Here is a 21624-nt window from a genome sequence, read left to right as displayed (position 1 = left end):
GGCATCAGGGCGCCTTCAGGAGTGCGTCATGCACCCTGACGAGTTCGCGGGGTGAGCCCGGTGAGGAAGAAGCCTGCGTTCATGGGGCTCATATGTCACGCATCGGGCGACGATTCAACTGCGCCTCGAGGGCCAGACGCCCAATCGCCATAGCGCCAGGGCTGCCAGAACGGAACGGAGGGCTTTGCTTCCGGCGCGGGATCATATCCGTAACTGCCGCCTGGACGGCAGCGAATGAACCGGGCGAGCGTCATCCAGCCACCCGGCCACCAGCCATGACGCGCCACGCATTCAGCGCCGTATTCACTGCAGGTGGGCGTATGCTGGCAGCGGGCGCCGAACAGCTGGAACATCTGGCTGGGGCCATGCTTGTAGATGGCCAGGAGCACGTAGGCGGCTGACCGGCGCAGGCTCATCAGGTTGCCGCCCTTGCCGCCAGCGCCTGGTCAATTGCAGCAACGGCAGCCTCGAAGGCCAGCAGTGTCGAGGCGTGGCGAGGCGGATAGTCAGCCACAGGTTCCAGATGGCGCAGCTCCCAGAAGCGCCCTTCAGGTGGCGGGCCGCCCTCTTTCAGCATGGCGCGGAGCGCTTCAAAGGCCGCCCGAATTTCTCCAACGGTTGCTCCAACCGCATTGGAGGAAAGGATCGACGTTGCCGCCTGACCAAGCGCACAAGCCTTTGGATCGACAGCGATTTCTTTCACCTGCCCCCCTGTTTCATCGAGGATGATGGAAACATGCACGGTTGAACCGCAAACTCGGGACACTTTGAGGGCTTCGCCCTCAGGGTTGCCCAACTGGCCGACATTGGGAATGTCGGCGGCCAGTTCGAGGATGCGATTGTGATAGAGCTCGCTCATGGCCCGTTAGATGGCCCGGCGCGCGACCGGGAACAAGGGGGCAAAAAGCCGTCCGGCCTGACAAGATCAGCAGGCCGGACGGGCGCAATTGCGAAAGTGGAGAAATGAGGCCGGATGGCCATGCCGCGTCGATGCCGATCGCATAACGCTAGGTCAACTTAATGATTGGAGAGACTTCGCCGCCTCAGAACGGCAGAAGCGCCATCAGGCGCGGCGCGAGCTTCACCATCAGCAGAATTGCGCCGCCAAACGCACAGGCCGCCAGCAACAGGACTGCGCCATCGCGCGCTGTCAGGGCAAGGCCGAACAGCAACACTGTAAGGCTGGGCAGCAATGGGCCGAACGGCACCAAACCAAGCGGATAGGTGATCAGCGCGGCGAACACGCAGATCAGGGCAACCAGCTGGATAAAAGGCGCCTCGGTGAGGAATGTCAGTCGGGGCTTCACCAGCGCGTCGACCATATGCGCATAGCGCTCGCTGACGGCCACGCCCTGGACGAGGTGGTCCCGCTTGAACTTGAACTCGGTCACCCCCTTGGGCATCCACGGGCGACGGAGGCCGAACACAACCTGCAGGGCAAAAGCCAGAATTACCGTCGCAATGAACCAGTTCGCGCCGGGAATGATCGTCAGGGGGCTGACGGCGATAAACCCCAGCAGAAGGAAGACCGGACCATGCGCCCGCCGCCCGATGGCATGGAGCAGCTCGTCTACCGTGACCTCGTCGCCATCCGTATTCAGAACGAGAGAGCGCAACATCGTGCGCAGGTTGGTAACCGGAACGTTGGTGCCTTGGCGGTTCATTGAGTGGTATCTTCTCCACCCGAAAACGGGGCGCCATAACGCTGGATCTCCGACCCGACCTGATACGTGTCAGACACCGTGATCACATACAGCCGATCGAACTCGCCCGCCTCATCGATCGGCGGGCCGGGATCGGCGCCCAGCAGCGCAGCGAGGGCGTCGGTCGTATTAGAATGCCCGACCACGAGCTTCACGCCGGGCGTCTCTGCAAGCTGGTTTGCGAATGTCGGAAGGGCAGAAGCATCATAAGTCTGAATGGTGAGGCCCTGCGCCTGCGCAAGCGGGCGCGCGGTTTCCTGTGTGCGGCGGGTTGCGGTGGACCATACTTCCGTAACGCCCTCGCCTGCCAGGCGTTCCGCCAGAACCTGCGCACGGGCAGCACCCTCGGCAGTCAGCGCCGGGTCAGCTCCGGTTTCCTTCTCGCCATGGCGCACAAGGAAGAGGCGGGAAACCTCTGCCGACGCCTCAGGCGCGGGGGCCTCGACGGGCGCCGGTGACGGCGATGCCATGCAGGCTGAAAGCAGGCCGACGGCCAGAAGCGCGAGAAAGCCGCGACGGATCAGATGCGCCGCCATGTGCTGCCTGCCGGACCATCCATGATCTCGACCCCCTCTTCTGCGAGGGCCTTGCGGATCCGGTCCGCCTCGGCCCAGTCCTTTGCCACGCGCGCGGCAACACGGGCCTGCACGAGACCGTCGATCCGGCTGTTCTCATCCGTATCGCCGCCCTGCTCCCACTCCTTGGGTGTTTTGGTGAGCAGGCCAAGCAGTTTTCCGGCGGCGAGCAGGTTTGCCCGCGCATTCGCCATCGCAGGGCCGTCCTTCTGGTCAGCCGCTGTATTGGCTTCGCCAGCGATGCGCGAAAGCTCCGCCAGCGCGTCGGGCGTGCCAAGGTCATCTTCCAGAGCCCGCAGGACGCCAGTGTCGCGCGCCTGACCACCTTCAGCGTCCCATACGCGGCGCAGAGCGCCATAGATCCGGTCAAGCGTTGTCTTGGCCTGCTTCAGCAGGTCCTCGGTCCAGTCGAGCTGGGCGCGGTAATGCGCGGTCAGCAGGGCAAAGCGGAGCACTTCGCCCGGCCAGCTTTTCAGCAGGTCGTGCACAGTCACCACATTACCGAGCGATTTCGACATTTTTTCCCCGCCCATGTCGAGGAAACCATTGTGCATCCAGTAACGGGCAAGCTCTGCGCCATGGGCACATTCGGACTGGGCGATCTCGTTCTCATGGTGGGGGAATGACAGGTCAATGCCGCCGCCATGAATGTCGATCGTCTTGCCCAGATGCTTGGCCGCCATGGCGGAGCATTCGATATGCCAGCCAGGCCGGCCGCGGCCCCAGGGGCTGTCCCAGATCGCGTCTTCCGGCTCGCCGGGCTTTGCAAACTTCCAGAGCGCGAAGTCTGCCGGATCACGCTTGTCCGGATCGACCGCCACGCGTGCGCCAGCTTCATTGTCTTCCGGCTTGCGGCCCGAGAGGCGTCCATAATCGGGCATCGATGGCACCGAGAACCAGACGCCCGTTTCGCCGACATAGGCGTATTTCTTGCGCACCAACTTCTCGATGATCTCGATCATTTCGCCCACATGGCCAGTCGCCCAAGGCTCGATAGTTGGCGGAATGACGTTCAGCGCCGCCACATCGGTATTGTAGATTTCCGCGTATTTCTTCGTGATCGCTTCGATGGGCTCGCCGGTCGACAGGCTGGCCGCGATGATCTTGTCTTCGATATCGGTGATGTTGCGGGCATAAACCACGGCGCTTTCACCATACTTCGCCATCAGCACGCGGCGCAGCACATCAAACACCACCGGCGGGCGGGCATTGCCGATATGGGCATAGTTATAAACCGTCGGGCCGCAGACATACATGGTGATCCGCTTCGCGTCCTGAGGCTCGAAGACGCGCTTGGCGCGCGCGGCGGTGTCGTAGATTCGGAGGGTCATTTTGTCTCTTGGGTCAGGAATGTCGTGAGGTCAGCGCGAGGGCTTTGCTTTGGCCAGCCCTATGGCCCGTTGCAGGCTCAGCAGCAACAGGAACGGCAGGCGGGACATGCAAAAGCGGCTCTCGACATGCCGGGCTGGCTATCACCTTCCGCAGGGAAAGCCAAGAATTCTATAATCCAGCGCTCCGGTTTCCCCGTAGAAAGCGCTGGAAACAGGGGTCATGCGGGCCTATGTAACCTTCTATCGCCCTGAGGGTATCAACTCCGGGCGGGCGTTAAGTCCGGGCAAGAGGGCACTTCAAGACCCTCAAGGGATGCCCCGGCTCGACCCCCGTCCCTCAGTGAAGGAAATAAAATTGGCTATGGACGCCGTTACTCCGAAGAAAGATATTTTGCGCGCGGATTCCGTCCGCCGTCCCACCCAGGAAGAGGCCGAAGAAGCCGTCCGCACGCTCATTGCCTGGGCAGGTGACGATCCGGCCCGTGAAGGCCTGATCGACACGCCCAAGCGCGTCGTGAACGCCTACAAGGAATGGTTTGAAGGCTATGGCGAAGACCCGGTCAAATATCTGAGCCGGACCTTCGAAGATGTGCAGGGCTATGACGACATCGTCATGCTCCGCAATATCGAGGTCGAGAGCCATTGCGAGCACCATATCGCCCCGTTCATCGGCAAGGCCTACGTGGCCTACAAGCCTTCCAACGCTGTGGTGGGCATTTCCAAGCTTGCCCGCGTGGTGGAGATCTTCTCCAAACGCCTGCAGACCCAGGAAACGATGACGGCGCAGATATGTGACGCCATCACGGAGAGTCTCGCCCCCATGGGAACGGCGGTGTTCATTGAAGCCGAACACCAGTGCATGTCGACGCGCGGCGTGCACCACAAACATGTGACGACGATCACGACCCAGTTCACCGGCGTGTTCAAATCCGATGCTGACCTGCGCAACCGTTTCCTCGGCATGTGCAAGCAGGACTGAATTTCAGTTCTCTGAGTTTTAAAAAACGCCCTGCCCTGGCGGCGGGGCGTTTTCGTTTTGGAAGACCATTCTACCGGGCGAGCCATGCCGTGATGTCGGCGGCGACCTTTTCTGTTCCCGGTTCATCCACAATCCAGTGAGCGTGGTCTGGATACTCGATGAAGTCACCCGGCACGGGACTGCGGGCATATTTGGCGGCAACCTTGCGCACAGCCTTGGCAAGCGTTGCGCGGTCCTGCGTCGCAGCAATCGTCAGCGTAGGGATCTTGACCTGCGCCTCATCGATCTCGATGCCATCGGCAATATCGCCATAGACACGACCAGAATCGTAGAGCGCGCCAGCATAGATCTCGTCATGGCGGGCCTTGGGCACACAGTTGAGCACGCCGTAGCTGAAACCGCGCTTCCAGACCTTTTGCGCCTTCTTGCGGTCTTGCGAGAGGAGGACGTTGAAGAACGTCCACACCACCGGCAGACCCAGCGCGGCGCAATCCTTCGTCTGCGCAGGCGTCAGGAACACGGCGCGTGAAACATCGCCGCGCTCGGCCAGAACCTGCGAAATGAGGCCGCCCATGGAATGTCCGATCACGGCAGGCCGGGCGCCGGTTTCCGCTGTGATCCGCCGGGCCTCGGCGCTCATCGCATCGATGTAGTCAGCAAGCCCAAGTTCTGAAAGATTGGCGGGCGGGTTCTCCTTTACGCGCCGGTCCGGAAACAGGCTCGGCGCATGGCAGGTCCAGCCTGCCGCTTCGAACATCGGCTTCATACGGTCCCAGGCAGATCCGTCGCAGCCGATCCCGTGGATCATCAGAAGATGTCCCATTCCCTTCCCCCTTCTCGTGATTATCCTTGCGGGACACGCCCCGGCAAAACTGGCTCGGTCCAGCGCTGGAAGCATTGCGCGACTTCCATGTAAACCGGCTTCTTGAACGGCACGATCAGGTCGGGCGTCTCATCCAGACGCGCCCAGCGCCAGGCGTCGAACTCCGGCGTATGCCGGTCCAGCCGCACGTCGCTGTCAGAGCCCTTGAACCGGAAAGCGAACCATTTCTGGCGCTGTCCCAGATAAGGCCCGTTCATGCGGCGCTTCAGATCTGGCGGAAAATCATAGTAGAGCCAGTCGCTGGTCTCTTCGAGCACATCAACAAGCTTGGCGGGGACGCCGATTTCTTCTTCCAGCTCGCGCAGGGCGCCGGTCATCGCATCTTCGCCTGCGTCGACGCCCCCTTGCGGCATCTGCCACTGGAATGGGCCACGCCCATTGATGCGCCTGCCGATGAAGACATGGCCCGCCTTGGAAAACATGGCGAGGCCAACATTGGCGCGATAAAGATTCGGATCGAGTTTGTTCTGGGTCACCCGCCGGTTTTTAGACCAGCCTTGGCGGGGCTTCCAGTGCGAAGCTCGAGACGTTGCGCCATCTCGGGCGCGGGCGCGGCAGTCTTTGGCACCAGCGCAGAGACCGGGGCCAGCACGAGGCCCTTTTCATCCAGCGTGTCGATCCAGAGCGACGCTGCTTCGAGGGTCACCGGGAAGGCAAAGCCCGCGCCGATGGCGCCGCCATGTTCACGGGCGATGGTTTCGAGTTCCATCAGCTCGGCGGCGATGTCCTGAGGCGATTGCCGGGTGTCAATCGGCCCGGCAGCGCGGGCAAAGCGCACGCCCTTGGTGTCAGCAACCTTGCCGAAGGACGTCTTCTGCACCGAGCCATCATCGATAAAGGCGAGGCCGCGATTGGCGAGCACATCGAACACCGGTTCAACCGGGCCAGCCTCAGACGCGAACTTGGCGCCCTGATAGTTGATGACGCCGAAATAGCCGCTGGCACGGCTCAGAACCTGGTTCAGCTTGGCCAGGTTTGCTTTCTTGTCGGCAGCGGCTGTCAGTGTGTCGGGGTGCATCCGAAGGCGGCCGTATTCGTAGGCCTCCATCGGCACTTCGATCAGCACTTCATGTCCATCGGCGCGCGCAGTCTTGACCCAGTAGTCGAGACGGCTGGCATCGGGCGCAAACGACAAGGTCACGTCCGCCGGGAGGCTGTCGATGGCGAGCTTTGTCTGCGTAGAGTTAATGCCGAGGCCGCCGATCACCAGCGCCACCATGGGGCGGCCTTCAGGATTGGAAAACGGCCGGGCATAGACATCGGCTGGCGCCTTGCTGGCAGGCTTGGCCGCAGCGTTCAGGGTCGCGGGCGCAGCCTCCGAAGTGCCGGAGCTGACTTCGCCGAAAGACTGGCCTGGCTGAACAAGGCGGCCATTGATGCGGATACCGGCCGCAGGCGCAACTGCCGGGCCGCCCTGCCCGCCGGTGATGTCGATGCGCATGCCATCACCGTCAAGCTCGGTATAGGTGAAGGCCTGATCGCTGGATTGGGCATAGTCCGTCGCCGCGTAATCTTCTTCATAGTCCGCCGCGTAGATCGCGGCGAGTTGGGCGGGGTGCTCGTCCGCGTCGGGTGCGGCGCCGCCGAACAGAGCGATCGTATGGCGCGGGCCAGCGGCGGCCGGATCTGACGTGATATGGATACCGGTTCCGAGGGCAACGGCGAGACCGCCAAAAACGCCAAGGCTCATGCCAGCATGCAAAAGGCCGGTCTTGATCGGCGACGGCTCGGAATGCCGGTGACCCATGTATCGACCCTTTTATCCATCGGCTGCGGGAAAATCAGCTTTCAGGATCGCCGCGCAGGGTTAACAGGAGGCAAACGGATGCTTACCGTTGCCCCTGTAAAACCGGTCAATTGCAGTGGAATTCGTTAACCAGCCTTATCAGCTTTCATCGCGAGGCGGGATGAGGACGCCTGCCCCTCCCGCAAAAGCTGCATGGCGCGCTCCAGCTGGAAGTCCTCGCCTTCATAATCTTCAGGCGGCTGTTCATCCGGCATCCGCATCTTGGCACGCTCTGCACCTGATTCGTTCGCCAGCGCATGCGGCAAGTCGGCTTCGGAGAAACGGCGGATTTTCTCCAGCTCTTCCTCGGTCAGGCGAACCGGCGTGATCATCACATCCGGCTCGATGCCAAGCGCCTGGATGGAACGGCCAGCCGGGGTGTAATACCGCGCCGTGGTCAGGCGGATAGCGCCGCGATCTGCCCCCAGCGGAATGACCGACTGGACCGACCCCTTGCCGAAACTGGTGGTACCGACAACGAGTGCGCGGCCACGATCCTGCAACGCGCCGGCAACAATTTCGGACGCTGAAGCCGAACCGCCATTGATCAGCACGATCATCGGCACGCCCTTGAACACTTCTGCCTTGTCCGCATTGCGGCGCTCAACGTCGATCGGGCGGCGCCCCTGCGTGGAGACGACCTCGCCGCCGGAGAGGAAATAATCGGAGACTTTCACAGCCTCATCGAGCAGGCCACCGCCATTGTTGCGCAGGTCCAGCACGATGCCAGCCGGGCGCGAACCAATGTCGCGGCTGATACCCTGGATGGCTTCTTCCAGAAGCAGTCCGGTGCGCTCATTGAAGGTAGACACGCGGATATAGGCGATATTGTCGGGCTCTTTTTTCCAGGTGACCGATTTCTGCTGAACCGTGTCGCGCATCAGCGTCACCTGGAAGGGATCAACCCCTTCGCGGAGAATGGTGATTTCGATCTCGGTGCCCTTTTCGCCGCGCATTTCCTTCACGGCGTCGTTGAGCGTCTGGCCGATGATCGGTTTGCCATCGATTTCAGTGATGTAGTCGCCAGGCTGAATGCCGGCGCGCTGAGCAGGCGTATCATCGATGGGAGAGATGACTTTCACAAAGCCATCTTCCATTGTCACCTCAATGCCAAGGCCGCCATATTCACCGGAAGTCTGCACCTGAAGGGACCGGAAGTCCTCAGGGTTCATGTAGCTGGAATGAGGATCGAGCGAGGTCAGCATACCGTTGATGGCAGCCTCCATCGCTTCGCGTTCATCAATGGGAACCACGTAATCGCGCTGTGCGCGGGCAAAGATCTCCGCGAAGAGTTCAATCTGCTGATAAGTGGCAACGCGCGGATCTTCCGGCGGCTTCTGGTCCTGCCCCTGCGGCCAGGCCATCGCTGCAAAGCCAACCGCCAACGCCCCCAGAACTCCACCCAAGGCTGTTCCGGTAAGCAATGAACGCATATTCCACTCCATCTTCGTCCTCACACGGCAGATCAGCCGCCTCGTGCCATCCACTCTGCAGGATTAAGCACCCGGTCGCCAAGCCTTAATTCCAGAGTAAGTTCAGGCGGCGGGTCGGTGCGGTCCGGCATCAACCCCACCGGCTCTCCAGCCGTCACGGACTGGCCTTCCGACACGTAGATCTTGCTCATCCCTGTCAGAATAACATTATATCCGTCACTTGTGCGCAAAATCAGCATGGACCCATAGCTGCGGAAGGGACGGGCATATTCAACGGTGCCGGATACAGGCGCGACCACCTGCGCTTCCGAGCGCGTTTCAAAACCGATCCATTCAGCTGTACTGCCGCCGGGCAGCTTGTCACCAAAACGATTGGTAACCGAACCTGATACCGGCTGGATAAGCCCACCAAGCGCTGACTTACCCAGCGGTTTTGAAACAGTTTTTTGCGGCGTGCTCTTGCTGGGTTTGGTCGATTTGGGCGCAGGTTTCAGAACGGCGAGTTGGGGACGCTGCTTCGGCTTGGCACCCGGCGCGGACGGCGCATCCGATTCGAGCGCGGCCAGCAACTCGCGTAAGGTGGCGGCTTCCTTGCCGAGCTTGTCGGCGCGCGCCTTGAGGCTCGCAACGTCACCCGCGAGGCCCTCATACTGGCTGCGCTTGGTAGCGGCGAGGCGTTCAATTTCCTCTTTTTTCAAGGCAATAGTGGCCTCAGCAGCGTCGAGCCGTGCCTGCTCGGTCCGGATCTGATCTTCCAGCTTGTTGAGGGCCGCGATCTCGCCTGAAATCCGTTCGGCGCGCGCGTTCAGCTCAGGCAGCGTTGCCTGCATAAGCAAGGCACGCCGGATGGCGGTGCCGGACTGGCCGGGTGAGACGACAAGTGCGGGCGGACGGCGCCGGTTGGCCGCGGCCAGCGCGGCGATCAGGTCCTCATAAGCTCCTTCATTTTCAAGGAGTTGGGCTGACGCCTCCTCCCTTTTCAGAGAAAGATCGATGAGGGAGCGTTCTGCAGTCACGGCCTGTTCCTCGCGCCGGAGGGCTTCGGCGGCGGCGGCCAGCAGGTCCTGATCGAGGGTTTCCAGATCGCGGACTGTCTCGCGGCCAGAGGATTGAAGTTGCTCGAGTTTTTTTTCGGCTGCGGTTTTTTCCTTTTCCAGCGCCTCAAGGTCCTGCCGGGTAAAGGTATCCGGGCCCGCCGCCGTCAGCGCGAGTGCCAGCATTGAGAGGACAAACGGGCGGAAAAATCGCATGCGACAGGCATGCGCCACGAGGCGTCACTTTGGCGTTAATCAAGGATCATTCGGTGTCGTCTCAGTGACGATTCGAGTCAGTTCCGTGTCAATCAGTGTCAAAACGAGGACGAATTGGGACACATCGAACGCCGGATGGGTTTTCAGGAGATGACGCAGGATTTCCGCCGCCGTCCGGACGAGATGCACGGGATGATCTGCCACCTGGAAACCGAGACCATGGACAGCGGCGTTGCGCATGGCGACGAGCGCTTCGAGATCGCGCACCTGCGCGCCGGTGAGATCGAGCCGTTCGGGCGCGTTGAGATGTTCGGTCGAACGCGCGCGGCGCAAGAGCAGTGAGACGGGCGCAACCCGGTCCGGCTGGGAGGGATTGGCGACATCCTCATGCCGGGCAGACGCGTATCCTGACAGGGCCGCGATCAGGCCGGCCTGAACCGCACTGACGAGACCGAGAGCAACCCAGCGCCAGCGCTCGGGTTCGGCCCTTGCGCCGGCGAGTTCCCGGCGCGCGAGGCGGAGCGCTTCAAGGGTCGCTTCCAGCGCGTCGGCAATGCGGGTGCGCGGATCGTGGCTGAACGGGCGATCTGTATCCATCGCCTGCCTGAGTTGCAGGCGCGGCGCCGGGGCGCAAGCCCTTCGCATTTCTCCCGCCCCAAACTGACAACGCCCTGACAGGACCTGTCAGGGGCGGCTCAGCGCGCCCATGACAAAAACCGGGCCAGTCCGGGCAACACTCCAACAGCAAGCCCGACGAGCAAAGAAGGACTGACAGAATGAAAACCCTGACGATTGCCTCTCTCGCCCTCCTCGCTACGGCAGTTGCCATCCCGGTCGCCACCGCGCAGATCGACGACAGCGCGGTCCTGCGTGGCCCTGCAGCGCCGGTTTACAAGGTGTCCAAGGATGAAGCCGTCGCGATTGCCCGCACGCAGGGCCTCGTAAAGCTGCACGAAGCCGAGCGGGATGATGGCCGCTGGGAACTGGAAGGCTGCGACGCGCAATCCCGTGAAATCGAGATCGATGTGGATGCACGCACCGGCGACATCGTGAAGATCGAGATCGACGATGATCGCTGGGATGCTGACTGCCGTTGATCCGGCCTATTCCAACAAGGTTGAGGCGCGCCAAACCGGCGCGCCTTTTTCTTGCCGGCCTTAATCGCTGAGATCCCGAGCCAATCCAAACACCGTGAAAGTAAGCCGCATCGGCGTCGCCATGGCGAGCGGAGCGCCGGGCGGAACCTCCTCGACATAAGGCGGATCGTCCATCTCGGACGCCTCTATCCAGACACGCGGATTTTCATAAAGCCCTCGCATTTCCGTCAGTTCCGGCTTCATCATATACCGCACACCCATGGAGGTTTCAGCATCCACCTTGAAGCGTTCATCCGCCTGCACACAAACCCGCAACGCAGCCGCCAGCTCCCCCATGGCGCGGACCTGCGCCACATGACTGCCGAAGGCAACCGTATTGTCCTTGTCCGGCTTTGTCTCGACACGGCAGGTGTATCGCGGGTCGCCATATTTCCCGTTTGCCGGCGTCCATACCTTGTCCTCGATCCAGCAGACATCGAAGCCAGCATAGGCAAATTGCGCTGGTACCTTATCTTTCTCATCACGCAGGTCCCATCCAGAGCGGAACGGAACAATATTTGTGAAGCCCTTTCCATTCTCCGCTTCCTTCACCAGCGTGTTGAAAAGCGCACAGTCAGCCGCCGCTGGCAGCACGCCAACTGCAAGGGCTGCAAGAACCGCCAGCCCGGCGATTGATCGTCTCATGGGCATCCTCCGCTTGTTCCCATTCCGGCAAAGACTAGCAGGCGCCCTGCGGGGCCCGATCCCCCCGATTCAGGGGGCCGGTTCAGAGGGTGCCTGTCGCGTTCGACTGCGGGCGCGCCATTCCTCCGCAGACTGTCCATAGATGTCCCAGACGACATCCTTGAAGGGCGGCGGCGCAGGGACCTGCCGCAGCTTGCGCGAACCGAGCCGCTCAGCAACCCGGATGGAGGGCGTATTCTCCGCCTCGATACAATGGATGATCTCCTGCCAGCCGAGCTGGTCCACAGCGAAATCCATCGCGGCGGCGGCGCCCTCGCCGGCATACCCCTTCCCCCAGGCAGACTTCAGCAGCCCCCAGCCAACTTCCGTACCCGGCCAGCCGACCGGATGCCAGGGACCGAGCCGGCCGATCCACTGGCCGGTTTCCTTTTCGATGACCGAAAACATCGACGCCCCATTGATCACCCACGCACCGGTAATGGTGCAGAGGGACCGCCAGACATTTTCGCGCGGCTGGACACCGCCGATGAAGCGGGAGGCTTCCGGATCAGCCGCCAGCGCGCAGAAGCCCTCAAAGTCTTCGGCCTGGGGCGGCCGCAGGAGGAGGCGCGGCGTTTCGATCCGGGGCCCGGCCAGCATCAGCCTTCGGAGAAGCAGGTCGGCGTGACGCCCACATAGGACATCAGCAGACGGTCGCCATAATGCTTGTCCGACTGGGTGATGCAGAGCTGGGTCAGCTCTGCATCCGGCTGCATTTTGAGCACCAGGACGAAGCCGGAATGAAGGAGATCTTCATTGCCGATGGCTTCGACCACGTCGGGACGCTCGCTCCGTGTGACGCTCTCGATCGCCGCCGCGTTGCTGGCGAAGACCTTCAGTTCCTGCTCTCGCGTTTTAGGCGTGAACATGTTCCAGCCCTGCACTGTGACCGTGCCGGCTGCGTCATCGATGGTGATGCTGTCGATGCTGCCGCCAAGCTGGTAACCGGGGCCTGGCGCGGAGGGCTGCAGCGTTGCGGTCAACTCCGGCGGCGCGGCGCCAGAACAGGCAGCCAGCCCGGCAACAAGCAAAGCAGTCAGAATCGAACGCATATTCAAGAACCCCTTGGAGCAAATCTGTTGACGAAGATTAGACCAGTCGGGCGCTCGCGGGAAAGAGACCAAAGACGTGAAGCTTCCGTCACACTTTGCGTGTGGCAGCGACCTCGTGCGCGTGGAGATTACGTTCAGTGACCGAGACAGATGCCAGCGCCGCGCGCCAGGGCAGCATGTGCGGCCGGGCGAAATGCGCCTCCAGAGCCTGCCAGCTTTCCCACCGCTCCAGAACCCGCATCAGGCAGGGATCGGCGACATCGAGGGCGTATGTGTAGTCGAGGCAGCCAGGCTCGGCCCGGCTGGCGCTCATCTGGGCGAAGGCCGCCTCACGGATGCGGGAGAAATCCCCCGCATCCGCAAAACGAACATAGCCTTCGACAATAACCACCCGCGCGGCTTAGGCCAGCGACGGGTCGATGCCTTTACAGGCTTCGATCAGGCCGTTCACCGAAGCGACCGACTTGGCGAACATTTCTTTTTCAGCGTCGTTGAAGTCGAACTCGACGACTTTTTCAGCGCCGTCAGCCCCGATCAGGGTCGGCACGCCGACATACATGTCCTTCAGGCCGTACTGGCCGGAGAGGTAAGCGGCGACCGGCAGGACGCGCTTCTGGTCGGCAAGGTAGGACTTTGCCATGGCGATGGCCGATTCAGCCGGAGCGTAATAGGCCGAGCCGGTTTTGAGCAGGTTGACGATCTCGCCGCCGCCCTTGCGGGTGCGCTCGACGATGGCGTCAAGCTCAGCCTGGGTCATCCAGCCTTGCTTCACGAGTTCGGTCAGCGGCAAGCCGCCAACGGTGGAGTGGCGCACCATCGGCACCATGTCGTCGCCATGGCCGCCAAGCGTCCAGGCGTGGATGTCGGCAACCGAGACGCCGGTTTTCTCGGAGAGGAAGTAGGCAAAGCGCGAGCTGTCGAGCACGCCGGCCATGCCAACCACTTTCGAGGTGGGAAGCCCGGAGAATTTCTGGAGCGCCCAGACCATCGCGTCGAGCGGGTTGGTGATGCAGATCACGAATGCGTTAGGCGCGTGGGCCTTGATGCCTTCGCCAACGGCTTTCATGACTTTCAGGTTGATGCCGAGCAGGTCGTCGCGGCTCATGCCCGGCTTGCGCGGCACACCGGCGGTGACGATGCAGACATCTGCGCCAGCGATGCCGGCATAGTCGTTGACGCCTTTGAGATCGACCGACGCGCCGTAAACGGGGGTCGATTCAGCGATGTCGAGGCCCTTGCCCTGCGGCAGACCTTCGGCGATGTCGAACAGGATCACATCGCCCAGTTCTTCGCGGGCTGCGACGTGGGCGAGCGTGCCGCCGATCATACCGGAACCGATGAGGGCAATCTTCTTGCGGGCCATGTGTTTCTCCTTGGAAATTAGGCGTGAAAACAAGCAGGCGGAGGCCCCTGAATTCTCTCGGCGTTTTGCCGGAAAAGCCGCCTCCGCTTTCCGGACGCCGCTTTAGCCGAGGCGCGCGCGTGTTGCAATGCGGCCAAAATGTGAAACGCCCCGCGAGGCGGGCTCGCGGGGCGTTATGTAAGGTCTTCCCTACTCTTCTCAGTCGCGCGAGAGCAGCGACATAAGCATCGTGAAGATGTTGTAGAAGAGGATGAAGAAGTTCAGCGCGCCGTAGTTGGTCATCACGGCGAGGCTGCGCTCGTCGCCTTCAAAGGCGAAGTAGCTTTGCTTCAGGTTTTGCGTGTCGACCGCGACGAGAACGCCCGAGATGCCGAGGACGGCAACCTGGATCAGGATCTCGAACATGCCCGAGGGCGGGAACAGGAAGCTGAGCAGCGAGACGCCGATCACGCCCCACAGCGCAAAGCCGAGGAACACGCCGATAGGCTGCAGGTTTGCCTTGGTGACATAGCCCCACAGGCTGAGCGCGCCGAAGGCAGAGGCGGTCAGCAGGAAGGCTTTGGTCATGGTGAAGAAGGTCGGCGTGAGGACCGTTCCGGCGCGGGTTGCGCCCGAAGCGCCGGCAGACGCCATGGCGACCCAGATCGACAGACAGACGCCGAGCATGACGACGATCGCCCAATAAAGAATGCCAGTCGCCAGCGGCGAGGGATTCTTCATCAGGAAGGCCGAGCCCAGGATCAGCACCAGAGGGCCGAACTGGAAGAGATAGATCAGAGGTGTGCCAAAGATGACAGCGAAGAGCGGCTGATATGTGCCGACCGCGAAAGCGATAGCCCCCGACAAAGCAATGCCGAGCGCCAGCTTCTGATATACACCCAGCATGAAGGTCCGCAGACCCACATTCACCGAAGTGTCCATCGAGCGAACATCGACCGCGCCGAAGCCCCGGTTGAATTCGTTCATGTTTTTCAAGTCCTTTCCTGTGAACCCGGCAACCCGAAGGTGCCGGTCTGGCCCAAATATGGGCATTTCCCCTGGTGTCCGCAACAAAAACCGGGAGGAACGCGTTAGTTTAGCAATTGCGCAGCTATCCGAAGTCTCTCGGGAGGCATTCAGCGCAACCTGAATTCAAGTATAAATGGCAACTATTCTTGCTTTATCAAAATACAGTATAATTACTTTTGCATTTACATTACACTGCCTCAATCCAGCCCGATTTTGTCCAAATGTAGCCGCGTCCCGCCTTTAAGTATCATTGACTCGGCACGGGCGAGGGTTAAACCTCTCCGTGTGGAGAGCCTCCATCAGGAGGCGCGCCATAAAGTGAGAAGGGGAAACTCATGGCTGATGCTTCTGCATATGCTGAGAACATCAAGAAATACGCCAAAGGATATAATCAGGCTGCCGCCGAGAAAATTGTCGGTCATCTTGGAATTGCTTTGCGCAACAAGGACAGCTCTATCGTCGCCTGCTCAGATTCAGGTGAACTCGATCGGGTTCGCGAAAAATGGTGCCGCGGAAAGCTCGGCCTGGCAGAAAAGCAACAGGAACTCGACGCCGCCCTGCAGGCCGTCTGCGAGAAGATGAAGGCTGAAGGGGGCCAGAAATCTCGCGTGACTTTCTATTATCTGATTGCCGAACATTTCGGCCGCCTGGATGCGCTCGCCGGTTGAAATGCCCTCTCAGAAACCGGGCAAGCCTTGAAAGCCGGGTTTTCTTGACCGCGACAGTGTGGTGAACAGGCGGGATGTACCGCCTGTTTGCTGCCCTGCCCGTCCCTCCGGAAGTCTCCACGCCCCTGCGCAAGCTGCAGAAAGATCTGCCCGGCGCGAGCTGGCGGCCGGAAGAGAATTTCCATGTGACGCTCTGCTTCTATGGCGAGCTGAGCGATAATCGCGCCCGCGACCTTGATGAACTGCTCGGTGAGATCGATGCCGATGCCTTTGACTTGCAGGTCGAGGGGATGGGCTGGTTTGGCCGGCGGGAGCCGAGCGCCGTGTGGGCACGCATCCGGGAGAGCGATGAATTGCGGGCGCTGGCGAGCCAGTGCGAACGCGCCGCGCGCCGCCTTGGCATTGCGCTGGAGAAGCACCCGTTCACGCCGCACATCACACTGGCGTATCTGAGCGGCACGCCGCTGGACACTGCACGCGACTGGACGCAGGCTCACCAAGGCCACCGCAGCGAGCCCTTCCGCGCCCGCCTGTTCCATCTTTATGCCAGCGTGGCGCGCAAAGGCGGCGGCCCTTCTCGCTACGATCCAATGGCCGACTATCCGCTGCGCGACCTGACGGCCGGCTTTGACTGACGGAAGAGAGGAATGGTGCCCCTGGCCGGACCCAAACCGGCACTCCATAGCTTCTCATAGATCAACGTACTACGTGGTTTATTTTGTGTTTTTTGAATCCCGATACCAACAGACATACCAACGCTGAACATAGTTGCGCACCCGAAAAGGTGGGCGTAAAGGTGGACTATGAAGCGCCACTCCCTCACCTTCATGGAAGCCAAGAAGCTCGGACCCGGCAAGTATGCCGATGGTGAGGGGCTATGGCTATGCAAGTCGTCGGCAGAATCCGGAAAATGGATTGTCCGGCTCGTGATAACCGGAAATCGCCGAGAGATGGGGCTCGGACGTTGGCCTGATGTTTCCATCTCTGAAGCTCGTGAAAAGGCCGCCAAGGCACGCAGACAGGTGCGGGACGGTTTTGACCCCATTACCGAGCGGGCGAAGATCAAATTCCAGCCGAAGCGGCTCACCGTCGAGGAAGCGATCAATGATTGCTTCCGAGCCCGGCAGGCGGAACTCAAAGAAGACGGCAACGCCGGGCGCTGGATGTCGCCACTTCGGAATCATGTGATGCCGCCGAGAACGAGCAATGGTGAGCAGATCGAGCAGTTTGAAATAGCCGAAATTGAGACTTTCGAGCAGGCCTTCAGTCGTGCGGCTCTCGGTCGGAAGCTTTAGCCAGGCATTAAATTGCGTTTGCGCACGGCGAAGCGTCACTTCGATGCTCTGAATGCCCGCGTCGGCAAGCGCCTTGTCCTGTCCTTCGGTAATGAACGCGACCTGATTTTTGAGGTCATTCAGTCGATTGTTCACCGGGGTAGCAGAGAGCATAAGAACTTTCGTTTTAACGCCCTTCCGGATCACTTCCTCCATCAGACGCTGATAGCGAGTGATTTTATCCTTACTCGGATTATTGTTTCGGAAATTGTGGGACTCGTCGATAACGATGAGGTCGTAGTTGCCCCAATTCAGAGTCTCCAAATTGATCTCGCCGGATCGGCCGGTCTCGCGGCTCAAGTCTGTATGGTTCAGAACGTCATAGTTGAAACGATCTGCCGCTAGAAGATTGCGCTTGTCGTTAACCGTGTAGACCGTCCAGTTTTCCCGGAGTTTCTTGGGGGCGAGTACAAGAACGCGGTCGTTGCGAAGCTCGTAGTATTTGATGATTGCAAGAGCTTCGAACGTTTTACCCAAACCGACGCTGTCCGCGATGATGCAGCCGTTGTAGCGTTCAAGCTTGTCGATGGCGCCGAGAACTCCATCCTTTTGGAACTTGTAAAGCTTGTTCCAGACCAGCGTGTCTTTGAAGCCGGTTTTGGACCGGATGATGCTCTCCTCATCGATTTCCTCGATGAAGTCTCTGAAGATATTGAAGAGAGTGATGAAGTAGAGAAGGTTCGCAGGCTTGTCTGAGGCGAGGAAATCGAGACTCTCAAGCACGGCATCTTTGGCGTTTCGGACAGCCGTCGGATCATTCCAAATCGTCTCAAACCAGTTGCGAAGCTGCTTGGTCGCCTCTGGGTCTTTTGCCACCGTGTTCATTGCAAAGCTGTCGGAACGAACCAATCCAAGCCCTGCTGCTGTAAAGGCAGATGTTCCCGAGATTGCGGTTGCGTCGCCTGTTTCAGATTCGGAGTGGAAGATGTTCTGAGCGATTGGCACACCCGTCAGCTGCCGAACCTGAACCTTCTTACGAACCCAGTCAGCGCACTCGGATGCAACATGCTGGAGGTTGAGCTCATTCTTGAGAGCGATCTCTTCAAACGTACCGGCTAACTTGAGCGCGTCGGTTGCATCACTGTTGGCGAGCAGGAGACGAAGCTCATCGATCTTTTCTAGCTCGCTTCGCAAGCTTGAGAAACCAAACACCGAAAACCAAGCAGTCAGAACTGCCAATTTGGAGCCGGTCCTCACGGAAGCGCGCAGCTCATCGATGACCTTGCCGTGGCTCTTATTATCTAGAAGCATTTTTGCGCTGATTTCCGCTTTGGATTATTCCTTTGGGTTGCGATTGCATGTCCAAGAAAGTGATTAAGGGTTCGCCCTTAATCATACACATTTTCTCCGCCTTTGCCTCGAAAGTGAAATGAGCGGCTGACCTGTGCACGGCCAGCCGCTCGAACTCCTCTAGGAGGAGCGTCGGGTGGGCGCTTCGCGGCCCTCCAGTCGTTGCTGTAGCCAGTCCAGCACTTCCGCCTCCACCCAGCCTACACGGTTCGGACCGAGCTGTACCCGTTGCGGGAATTGGCCGGCCTTCTCCAGTCTGGCGACGTGTTGGGGTGAGTACAAAACCAGCTCCTTCAACTGGCGCTTTGAGAGTATCCGCATCTCGATGTCTCCACGAATGAAGAGCATCGCGATGCCCTGGGTTACGACGTACCTAGGCGTTGAGGATGATACGGCAGCGAAATGAGTGAGTCACTCCGCAACTTAGCGGAACATAGTTTCGCATCGAAGAGGGTGGCTTGAAGGGTGGGCCGGAATCCATAGCCCCAAAATTTTTCAATACAATCAACTAGTTATATCGAAAAATGGTGCCCCTGGCCGGACTTGAACCAGCACTCCTTGCGGAAGCGGATTTTGAATCCGCCGCGTCTACCATTTCACCACAGGGGCGCCCGTGAAGGACGGATGTCCTCCTGCCGTACCGGGAAGTGATATGTCAATCTCTCACTGCTAGCTGAGCCATGATATGAGCGAGCCCATGACCCAGCCTGACAGCTCCCGCGAGCGCACCCTTCTGCAGATTATCGAAGACCTGGCAGCCGGCGCGCCGGAAGAAGGATATTCGCTGCGCCAGATTTTCGACCGGCTGGACGAGAGCGCCTTTGGCGCGGGCCTGTTCCTGCTGGCCCTGCCCTGCTGCATCCCTTTCCTTTATGGCGTACCGCAGGTGGTGGCGCTGCCGATGCTGGCCCTGGCCTTCCAAATGGTGATCGGGCGGGAGGAGCCTTGGCTGCCTTCGGGCCTTGCTGCGCGCAAGATCGATCGCAAGGGCCTGACGCAGATGGCGACCGGCGGGCGCAAATGGTTCGGCTGGATCGAGCGAATCATCCGGCCCCGCTTCAGCGTGATTACCGGGCGACGCTCCGAGCGCGTGATCGGCCTGTTCCTGTTTGTTTTCTGCAGCTCCATCCTTGTACCGCTGCCGCTGACCAACACCGTCCCTGGCATGGCGGTGGCCGTGACGGCATTCGGGTTGATGCAGAAGGACGGGCTGGCCGTGACCGGTGGCGTCATCCTCGGGACGCTCTGGGTTGGCGCGCTGATCACGGGCGCCCTGCTGGGCGTGAATGTCATCACGCATATTTCGACGGCCATTCTCGGCTCGTGACACGCCGCCGCATTGCGCGTCCCCCGGTTTGGCGCCGAAGGTCTGCGACATGCAGCTGATAACTTCCGCCCTTTCAGGCTGGCGCTGGCCCGCCCTTGCCCTTGGCGCCTCGGCGCTGATGCTGGCCGCGGCCCATGCTTTTGAATCCCTCGGGGGGCTTGCCCCCTGCCCGCTGTGCCTGCGGCAGAGGGAAGTCTACTGGGCGCTGATCGCGATGACGCTGACCGGCCTCACCTGGTGGCGCTTCATGCCGAAACGGCGCTTCCTGGTAGCCCTGAACGTACTGATCGGGCTGGTCTTCATCGTCGGCGTCATCGTGGCGGCCTACCATGCGGGCGTCGAATGGGCGATTTTTCCGCCGCCTGCGGGCTGTTCCGCCGGACCGGCGGTCGACCCGTTTGCCATCGGCAACCTTGACCAGTCATTCGACCTGCCCGCCTGCAACGACGCGCCCTTCTACATTCTTGGCCTGTCGATGGCCGGATGGAACGGCGTCATCTCGGCCGCACTTGCGGTGATCAGCTTTGTTGCCGCCGCAGTGACCTTCCGGACCTATCGAACACGCTGAAGGATCAGAGACCCAGCACCTTGCGGGCGATGATGTTCTTCTGGATCTCGTTGGTGCCGCCATAGATCGACTGGGCGCGGCCGGCAAAATAGCTGGCAACGTCACGCGGCGCGGTGCCGGCGCTCTCGCCCCGGTGGCCCATGAAGGCGCCTGCAGCATCAAGAAAAAGCTCCGTGATCCGCTGATGGGTTTCTGTGGCGAGGATCTTCACGGTCGAGGCAGCGTCCCCCAGTGACCCGCCTGACGCCGCAGCCGACAGGATGCGGAAGACCGTCATTTCCAGCCCATCGACCGCAATCTCTGCCGACGCCAGCCGCATGGCAAACCCCGGATCATCCATCAGGCGTTCATTGCTGGCCGGAGAGCCGATACTCGCCAGCGCGCGGACATGGCGGAGCATCGCGCGCTTGCCACCGATGCGGGCATAGGAGGTGCGTTCAAAGCCGAGCAGGTATTGCGAATAGGTCCAGCCCTTGCCTTCTTCCCCGATCCGGTTGGCCTCGGGCACCTCTGCATTCTCGAAAAGGACTTCATTGAGCACATGTGCGCCATCGATGGTGACGATGGGCTTTACCGTGACACCGGGAGCATTGGTGGGGCAGCAGATGAAGGAGATGCCTTCTTGCTTCTTCTCGCGGCGGCTGGTGCGGGCGAGGAGGAAAATCCAGTCCGCATGCTGAGCAGAAGAGGTCCAGATCTTGTGGCCGTTGAGAACATAGGTGCCGTCTTTCAGCTCGGCAGAAAACTCCAGACTGGCAAGGTCTGAACCCGCGCCCGGCTCGGAATACCCCTGCGCCCAACCGACCGAGCCATCGCGGATACCCGGCAGCCAGCGGGCCTTCTGCTCTTCGGACCCGAAAGTGTAGATGACCGGCCCGACATAGACGACACCCATCGGCGTGACAGTGGGCACGCCGGCGCGTTCCAGCTCCTCATCGAAGACATACTGTTCCTCAATGCTCCAGCCGGGACCGCCATGCTCCTTCGGCCAGGCAGACGCGAGCCAGCCCTTTGCACCCAGTGCCATTTCCGAGCGGCGCACTTCAGCGGTCGTCAGCGGCTGGCCGGATTTGTATTTTGCGATGATATCGGCCGGAAAATCACGCGCGAACCAGCTGCGCACTTCACGGCGAAAGTCCTCGACATGCGGCGGGAAAACAAGATCCATGGCGATGTTCCTCCGCCACTGACGATAGGCGGGCGGACAACCCCGGCAAGGGGTTACGCAGAGGCAAACGCGGCAGAAGGCAGGGC

Annotated in this window: 26 protein-coding genes, 1 tRNA gene and 1 pseudogene; 7 read left to right on the top strand and 21 right to left on the bottom strand. The window is 60.8% G+C overall.

The window, feature by feature from the left end; all coding sequences use genetic code 11:
* Window positions 1-95: 95 nt before the first annotated feature.
* The 5 genes from yidD to cysS form a co-directional block, all read right to left on the bottom strand.
* Entirely contained in the window at window positions 96-416 is a 321-nt protein-coding gene (gene yidD, locus K1X12_RS05610) for a membrane protein insertion efficiency factor YidD (RefSeq protein ID WP_220986641.1), read from the bottom strand.
* Window positions 416-859: an iron-sulfur cluster assembly scaffold protein gene (locus K1X12_RS05605; RefSeq protein WP_220986640.1), complete on the bottom strand. Its 444-nt coding sequence runs from the start codon at window positions 857-859 to the stop codon at window positions 416-418. Before K1X12_RS05605 ends, yidD begins: the two co-directional genes overlap by 1 nt.
* Before the next feature lie 184 nt (window positions 860-1043).
* Window positions 1044-1664 (bottom strand): exopolysaccharide biosynthesis protein, encoded by a 621-nt coding sequence (locus K1X12_RS05600; protein ID WP_220986639.1) that lies wholly within the window; start codon window positions 1662-1664, stop codon window positions 1044-1046.
* Window positions 1661-2239: a SixA phosphatase family protein gene (locus K1X12_RS05595; RefSeq protein ID WP_220986638.1), complete on the bottom strand. Its 579-nt coding sequence runs from the start codon at window positions 2237-2239 to the stop codon at window positions 1661-1663. The genes K1X12_RS05600 and K1X12_RS05595 overlap by 4 nt, the downstream gene beginning before the upstream one ends.
* Entirely contained in the window at window positions 2224-3609 is a 1386-nt protein-coding gene (gene cysS / locus K1X12_RS05590; RefSeq protein WP_220986637.1) for a cysteine--tRNA ligase, read from the bottom strand. The genes K1X12_RS05595 and cysS overlap by 16 nt, the downstream gene beginning before the upstream one ends.
* 361 nt (window positions 3610-3970) lie before the next feature.
* Here cysS and folE point away from each other — a divergent pair, with 361 nt between their 5' ends.
* A complete protein-coding gene (gene folE / locus K1X12_RS05585; RefSeq protein WP_220986636.1) occupies window positions 3971-4588 on the top strand; it encodes a GTP cyclohydrolase I FolE in 618 nt (205 codons plus the stop codon).
* Window positions 4589-4658: 70 nt separating this feature from the next.
* On the opposite strand, the gene K1X12_RS05580 is transcribed toward folE, so the two are convergent.
* The 6 genes from K1X12_RS05580 to K1X12_RS05555 form a co-directional block, all read right to left on the bottom strand.
* Window positions 4659-5411 (bottom strand): alpha/beta hydrolase, encoded by a 753-nt coding sequence (locus K1X12_RS05580; protein ID WP_220986635.1) that lies wholly within the window; start codon window positions 5409-5411, stop codon window positions 4659-4661.
* A 20-nt stretch (window positions 5412-5431) separates the two neighbouring features.
* The gene (locus tag K1X12_RS05575; protein WP_220986634.1) at window positions 5432-5947 is read right to left on the bottom strand and encodes an RNA pyrophosphohydrolase; all 516 of its coding nucleotides are present in this window, start codon (window positions 5945-5947) and stop codon (window positions 5432-5434) included.
* Window positions 5944-7218 (bottom strand): divergent polysaccharide deacetylase family protein, encoded by a 1275-nt coding sequence (locus tag K1X12_RS05570; protein WP_220986633.1) that lies wholly within the window; start codon window positions 7216-7218, stop codon window positions 5944-5946. Before K1X12_RS05570 ends, K1X12_RS05575 begins: the two co-directional genes overlap by 4 nt.
* 125 nt (window positions 7219-7343) lie before the next feature.
* The gene (locus tag K1X12_RS05565) at window positions 7344-8690 is read right to left on the bottom strand and encodes a S41 family peptidase (protein WP_220986632.1); all 1347 of its coding nucleotides are present in this window, start codon (window positions 8688-8690) and stop codon (window positions 7344-7346) included.
* 32 nt (window positions 8691-8722) lie between these two features.
* Window positions 8723-9940, bottom strand: coding sequence for a murein hydrolase activator EnvC family protein (locus K1X12_RS05560; RefSeq protein WP_220986631.1), 1218 nt, complete (start codon window positions 9938-9940; stop codon window positions 8723-8725).
* Window positions 9941-9979: 39 nt separating this feature from the next.
* Entirely contained in the window at window positions 9980-10537 is a 558-nt protein-coding gene (locus K1X12_RS05555; RefSeq protein WP_220986630.1) for a hypothetical protein, read from the bottom strand.
* A gap of 179 nt (window positions 10538-10716) precedes the next feature.
* Here K1X12_RS05555 and K1X12_RS05550 point away from each other — a divergent pair, with 179 nt between their 5' ends.
* Entirely contained in the window at window positions 10717-11037 is a 321-nt protein-coding gene (locus K1X12_RS05550; RefSeq protein ID WP_220986629.1) for a PepSY domain-containing protein, read from the top strand.
* A 60-nt stretch (window positions 11038-11097) separates the two neighbouring features.
* Here the strand turns inward: K1X12_RS05550 and K1X12_RS05545 are convergent, their stop codons facing one another.
* The 6 genes from K1X12_RS05545 to K1X12_RS05520 form a co-directional block, all read right to left on the bottom strand.
* Complete coding sequence (locus K1X12_RS05545) at window positions 11098-11721, bottom strand: hypothetical protein (protein WP_220986628.1); 624 nt, start codon at window positions 11719-11721, stop codon at window positions 11098-11100.
* 69 nt (window positions 11722-11790) lie between these two features.
* Complete coding sequence (locus K1X12_RS05540) at window positions 11791-12360, bottom strand: GNAT family N-acetyltransferase (RefSeq protein WP_225907886.1); 570 nt, start codon at window positions 12358-12360, stop codon at window positions 11791-11793.
* Window positions 12360-12812 (bottom strand): hypothetical protein, encoded by a 453-nt coding sequence (locus K1X12_RS05535; RefSeq protein ID WP_220986627.1) that lies wholly within the window; start codon window positions 12810-12812, stop codon window positions 12360-12362. The genes K1X12_RS05540 and K1X12_RS05535 overlap by 1 nt, the downstream gene beginning before the upstream one ends.
* Window positions 12813-12900: 88 nt before the next feature.
* On the bottom strand, window positions 12901-13203 hold the full coding sequence (locus K1X12_RS05530; RefSeq protein WP_220986626.1) for a putative quinol monooxygenase: 303 nt from the start codon (window positions 13201-13203) through the stop codon (window positions 12901-12903).
* 9 nt (window positions 13204-13212) lie between these two features.
* Window positions 13213-14175: a malate dehydrogenase gene (gene mdh, locus K1X12_RS05525; RefSeq protein ID WP_220986625.1), complete on the bottom strand. Its 963-nt coding sequence runs from the start codon at window positions 14173-14175 to the stop codon at window positions 13213-13215.
* Window positions 14176-14373: 198 nt separating this feature from the next.
* On the bottom strand, window positions 14374-15141 hold the full coding sequence (locus K1X12_RS05520) for a Bax inhibitor-1/YccA family protein (protein ID WP_220986624.1): 768 nt from the start codon (window positions 15139-15141) through the stop codon (window positions 14374-14376).
* Between the two features lie 377 nt (window positions 15142-15518).
* On the opposite strand from K1X12_RS05520, the gene K1X12_RS05515 reads away from it, so the two are divergent.
* The 3 genes from K1X12_RS05515 to K1X12_RS17170 all read left to right on the top strand — a co-directional run bounded on the left by K1X12_RS05515 (window position 15519) and on the right by K1X12_RS17170 (window position 17146).
* Window positions 15519-15851, top strand: coding sequence for a DUF2853 family protein (locus tag K1X12_RS05515; RefSeq protein WP_220986623.1), 333 nt, complete (start codon window positions 15519-15521; stop codon window positions 15849-15851).
* 74 nt (window positions 15852-15925) lie between these two features.
* Complete coding sequence (thpR, locus tag K1X12_RS05510) at window positions 15926-16486, top strand: RNA 2',3'-cyclic phosphodiesterase (RefSeq protein ID WP_220986622.1); 561 nt, start codon at window positions 15926-15928, stop codon at window positions 16484-16486.
* 168 nt (window positions 16487-16654) lie between these two features.
* On the top strand, window positions 16655-17146 hold the full coding sequence (locus K1X12_RS17170; RefSeq protein ID WP_369426153.1) for an Arm DNA-binding domain-containing protein: 492 nt from the start codon (window positions 16655-16657) through the stop codon (window positions 17144-17146).
* On the opposite strand, the pseudogene K1X12_RS17280 reads toward K1X12_RS17170, so the two are convergent.
* The 3 genes and pseudogenes from K1X12_RS17280 to K1X12_RS05495 all read right to left on the bottom strand — a co-directional run.
* Window positions 17039-18436: pseudogene (locus K1X12_RS17280) on the bottom strand (SNF2-related protein); the annotation flags it as partial. The gene K1X12_RS17170 and the pseudogene K1X12_RS17280 sit on opposite strands and share 108 nt — an antisense overlap.
* Before the next feature lie 159 nt (window positions 18437-18595).
* Window positions 18596-18796 (bottom strand): helix-turn-helix transcriptional regulator, encoded by a 201-nt coding sequence (locus tag K1X12_RS17160; RefSeq protein ID WP_225908058.1) that lies wholly within the window; start codon window positions 18794-18796, stop codon window positions 18596-18598.
* A gap of 204 nt (window positions 18797-19000) precedes the next feature.
* A tRNA-Leu gene (locus K1X12_RS05495) sits at window positions 19001-19084 on the bottom strand.
* Window positions 19085-19160: 76 nt separating this feature from the next.
* On the opposite strand from K1X12_RS05495, the gene K1X12_RS05490 reads away from it, so the two are divergent.
* Together K1X12_RS05490 and K1X12_RS05485 are read left to right on the top strand one after the other, a co-directional pair.
* Window positions 19161-19802 carry an exopolysaccharide biosynthesis protein gene (locus K1X12_RS05490; RefSeq protein ID WP_220986619.1) on the top strand — a complete coding sequence of 214 codons (642 nt, stop codon included), beginning with the start codon at window positions 19161-19163 and terminating at the stop codon, window positions 19800-19802.
* 49 nt (window positions 19803-19851) lie between these two features.
* Entirely contained in the window at window positions 19852-20370 is a 519-nt protein-coding gene (locus K1X12_RS05485) for a disulfide bond formation protein B (protein ID WP_220986618.1), read from the top strand.
* Window positions 20371-20374: 4 nt separating this feature from the next.
* Here K1X12_RS05485 and K1X12_RS05480 read toward each other — a convergent pair whose 3' ends face one another.
* Window positions 20375-21538 carry an acyl-CoA dehydrogenase family protein gene (locus tag K1X12_RS05480; protein ID WP_220986617.1) on the bottom strand — a complete coding sequence of 388 codons (1164 nt, stop codon included), beginning with the start codon at window positions 21536-21538 and terminating at the stop codon, window positions 20375-20377.
* Window positions 21539-21624: the final 86 nt, after the last annotated feature.

It is taken from the genome of Hyphomonas sediminis, from assembly GCF_019679475.1.
Lineage (GTDB): Bacteria > Pseudomonadota > Alphaproteobacteria > Caulobacterales > Hyphomonadaceae > Hyphomonas > Hyphomonas sediminis.
Note: the sequence above shows the minus strand (reverse complement) of the source record. Positions and strands in the feature narration are given on the sequence as shown.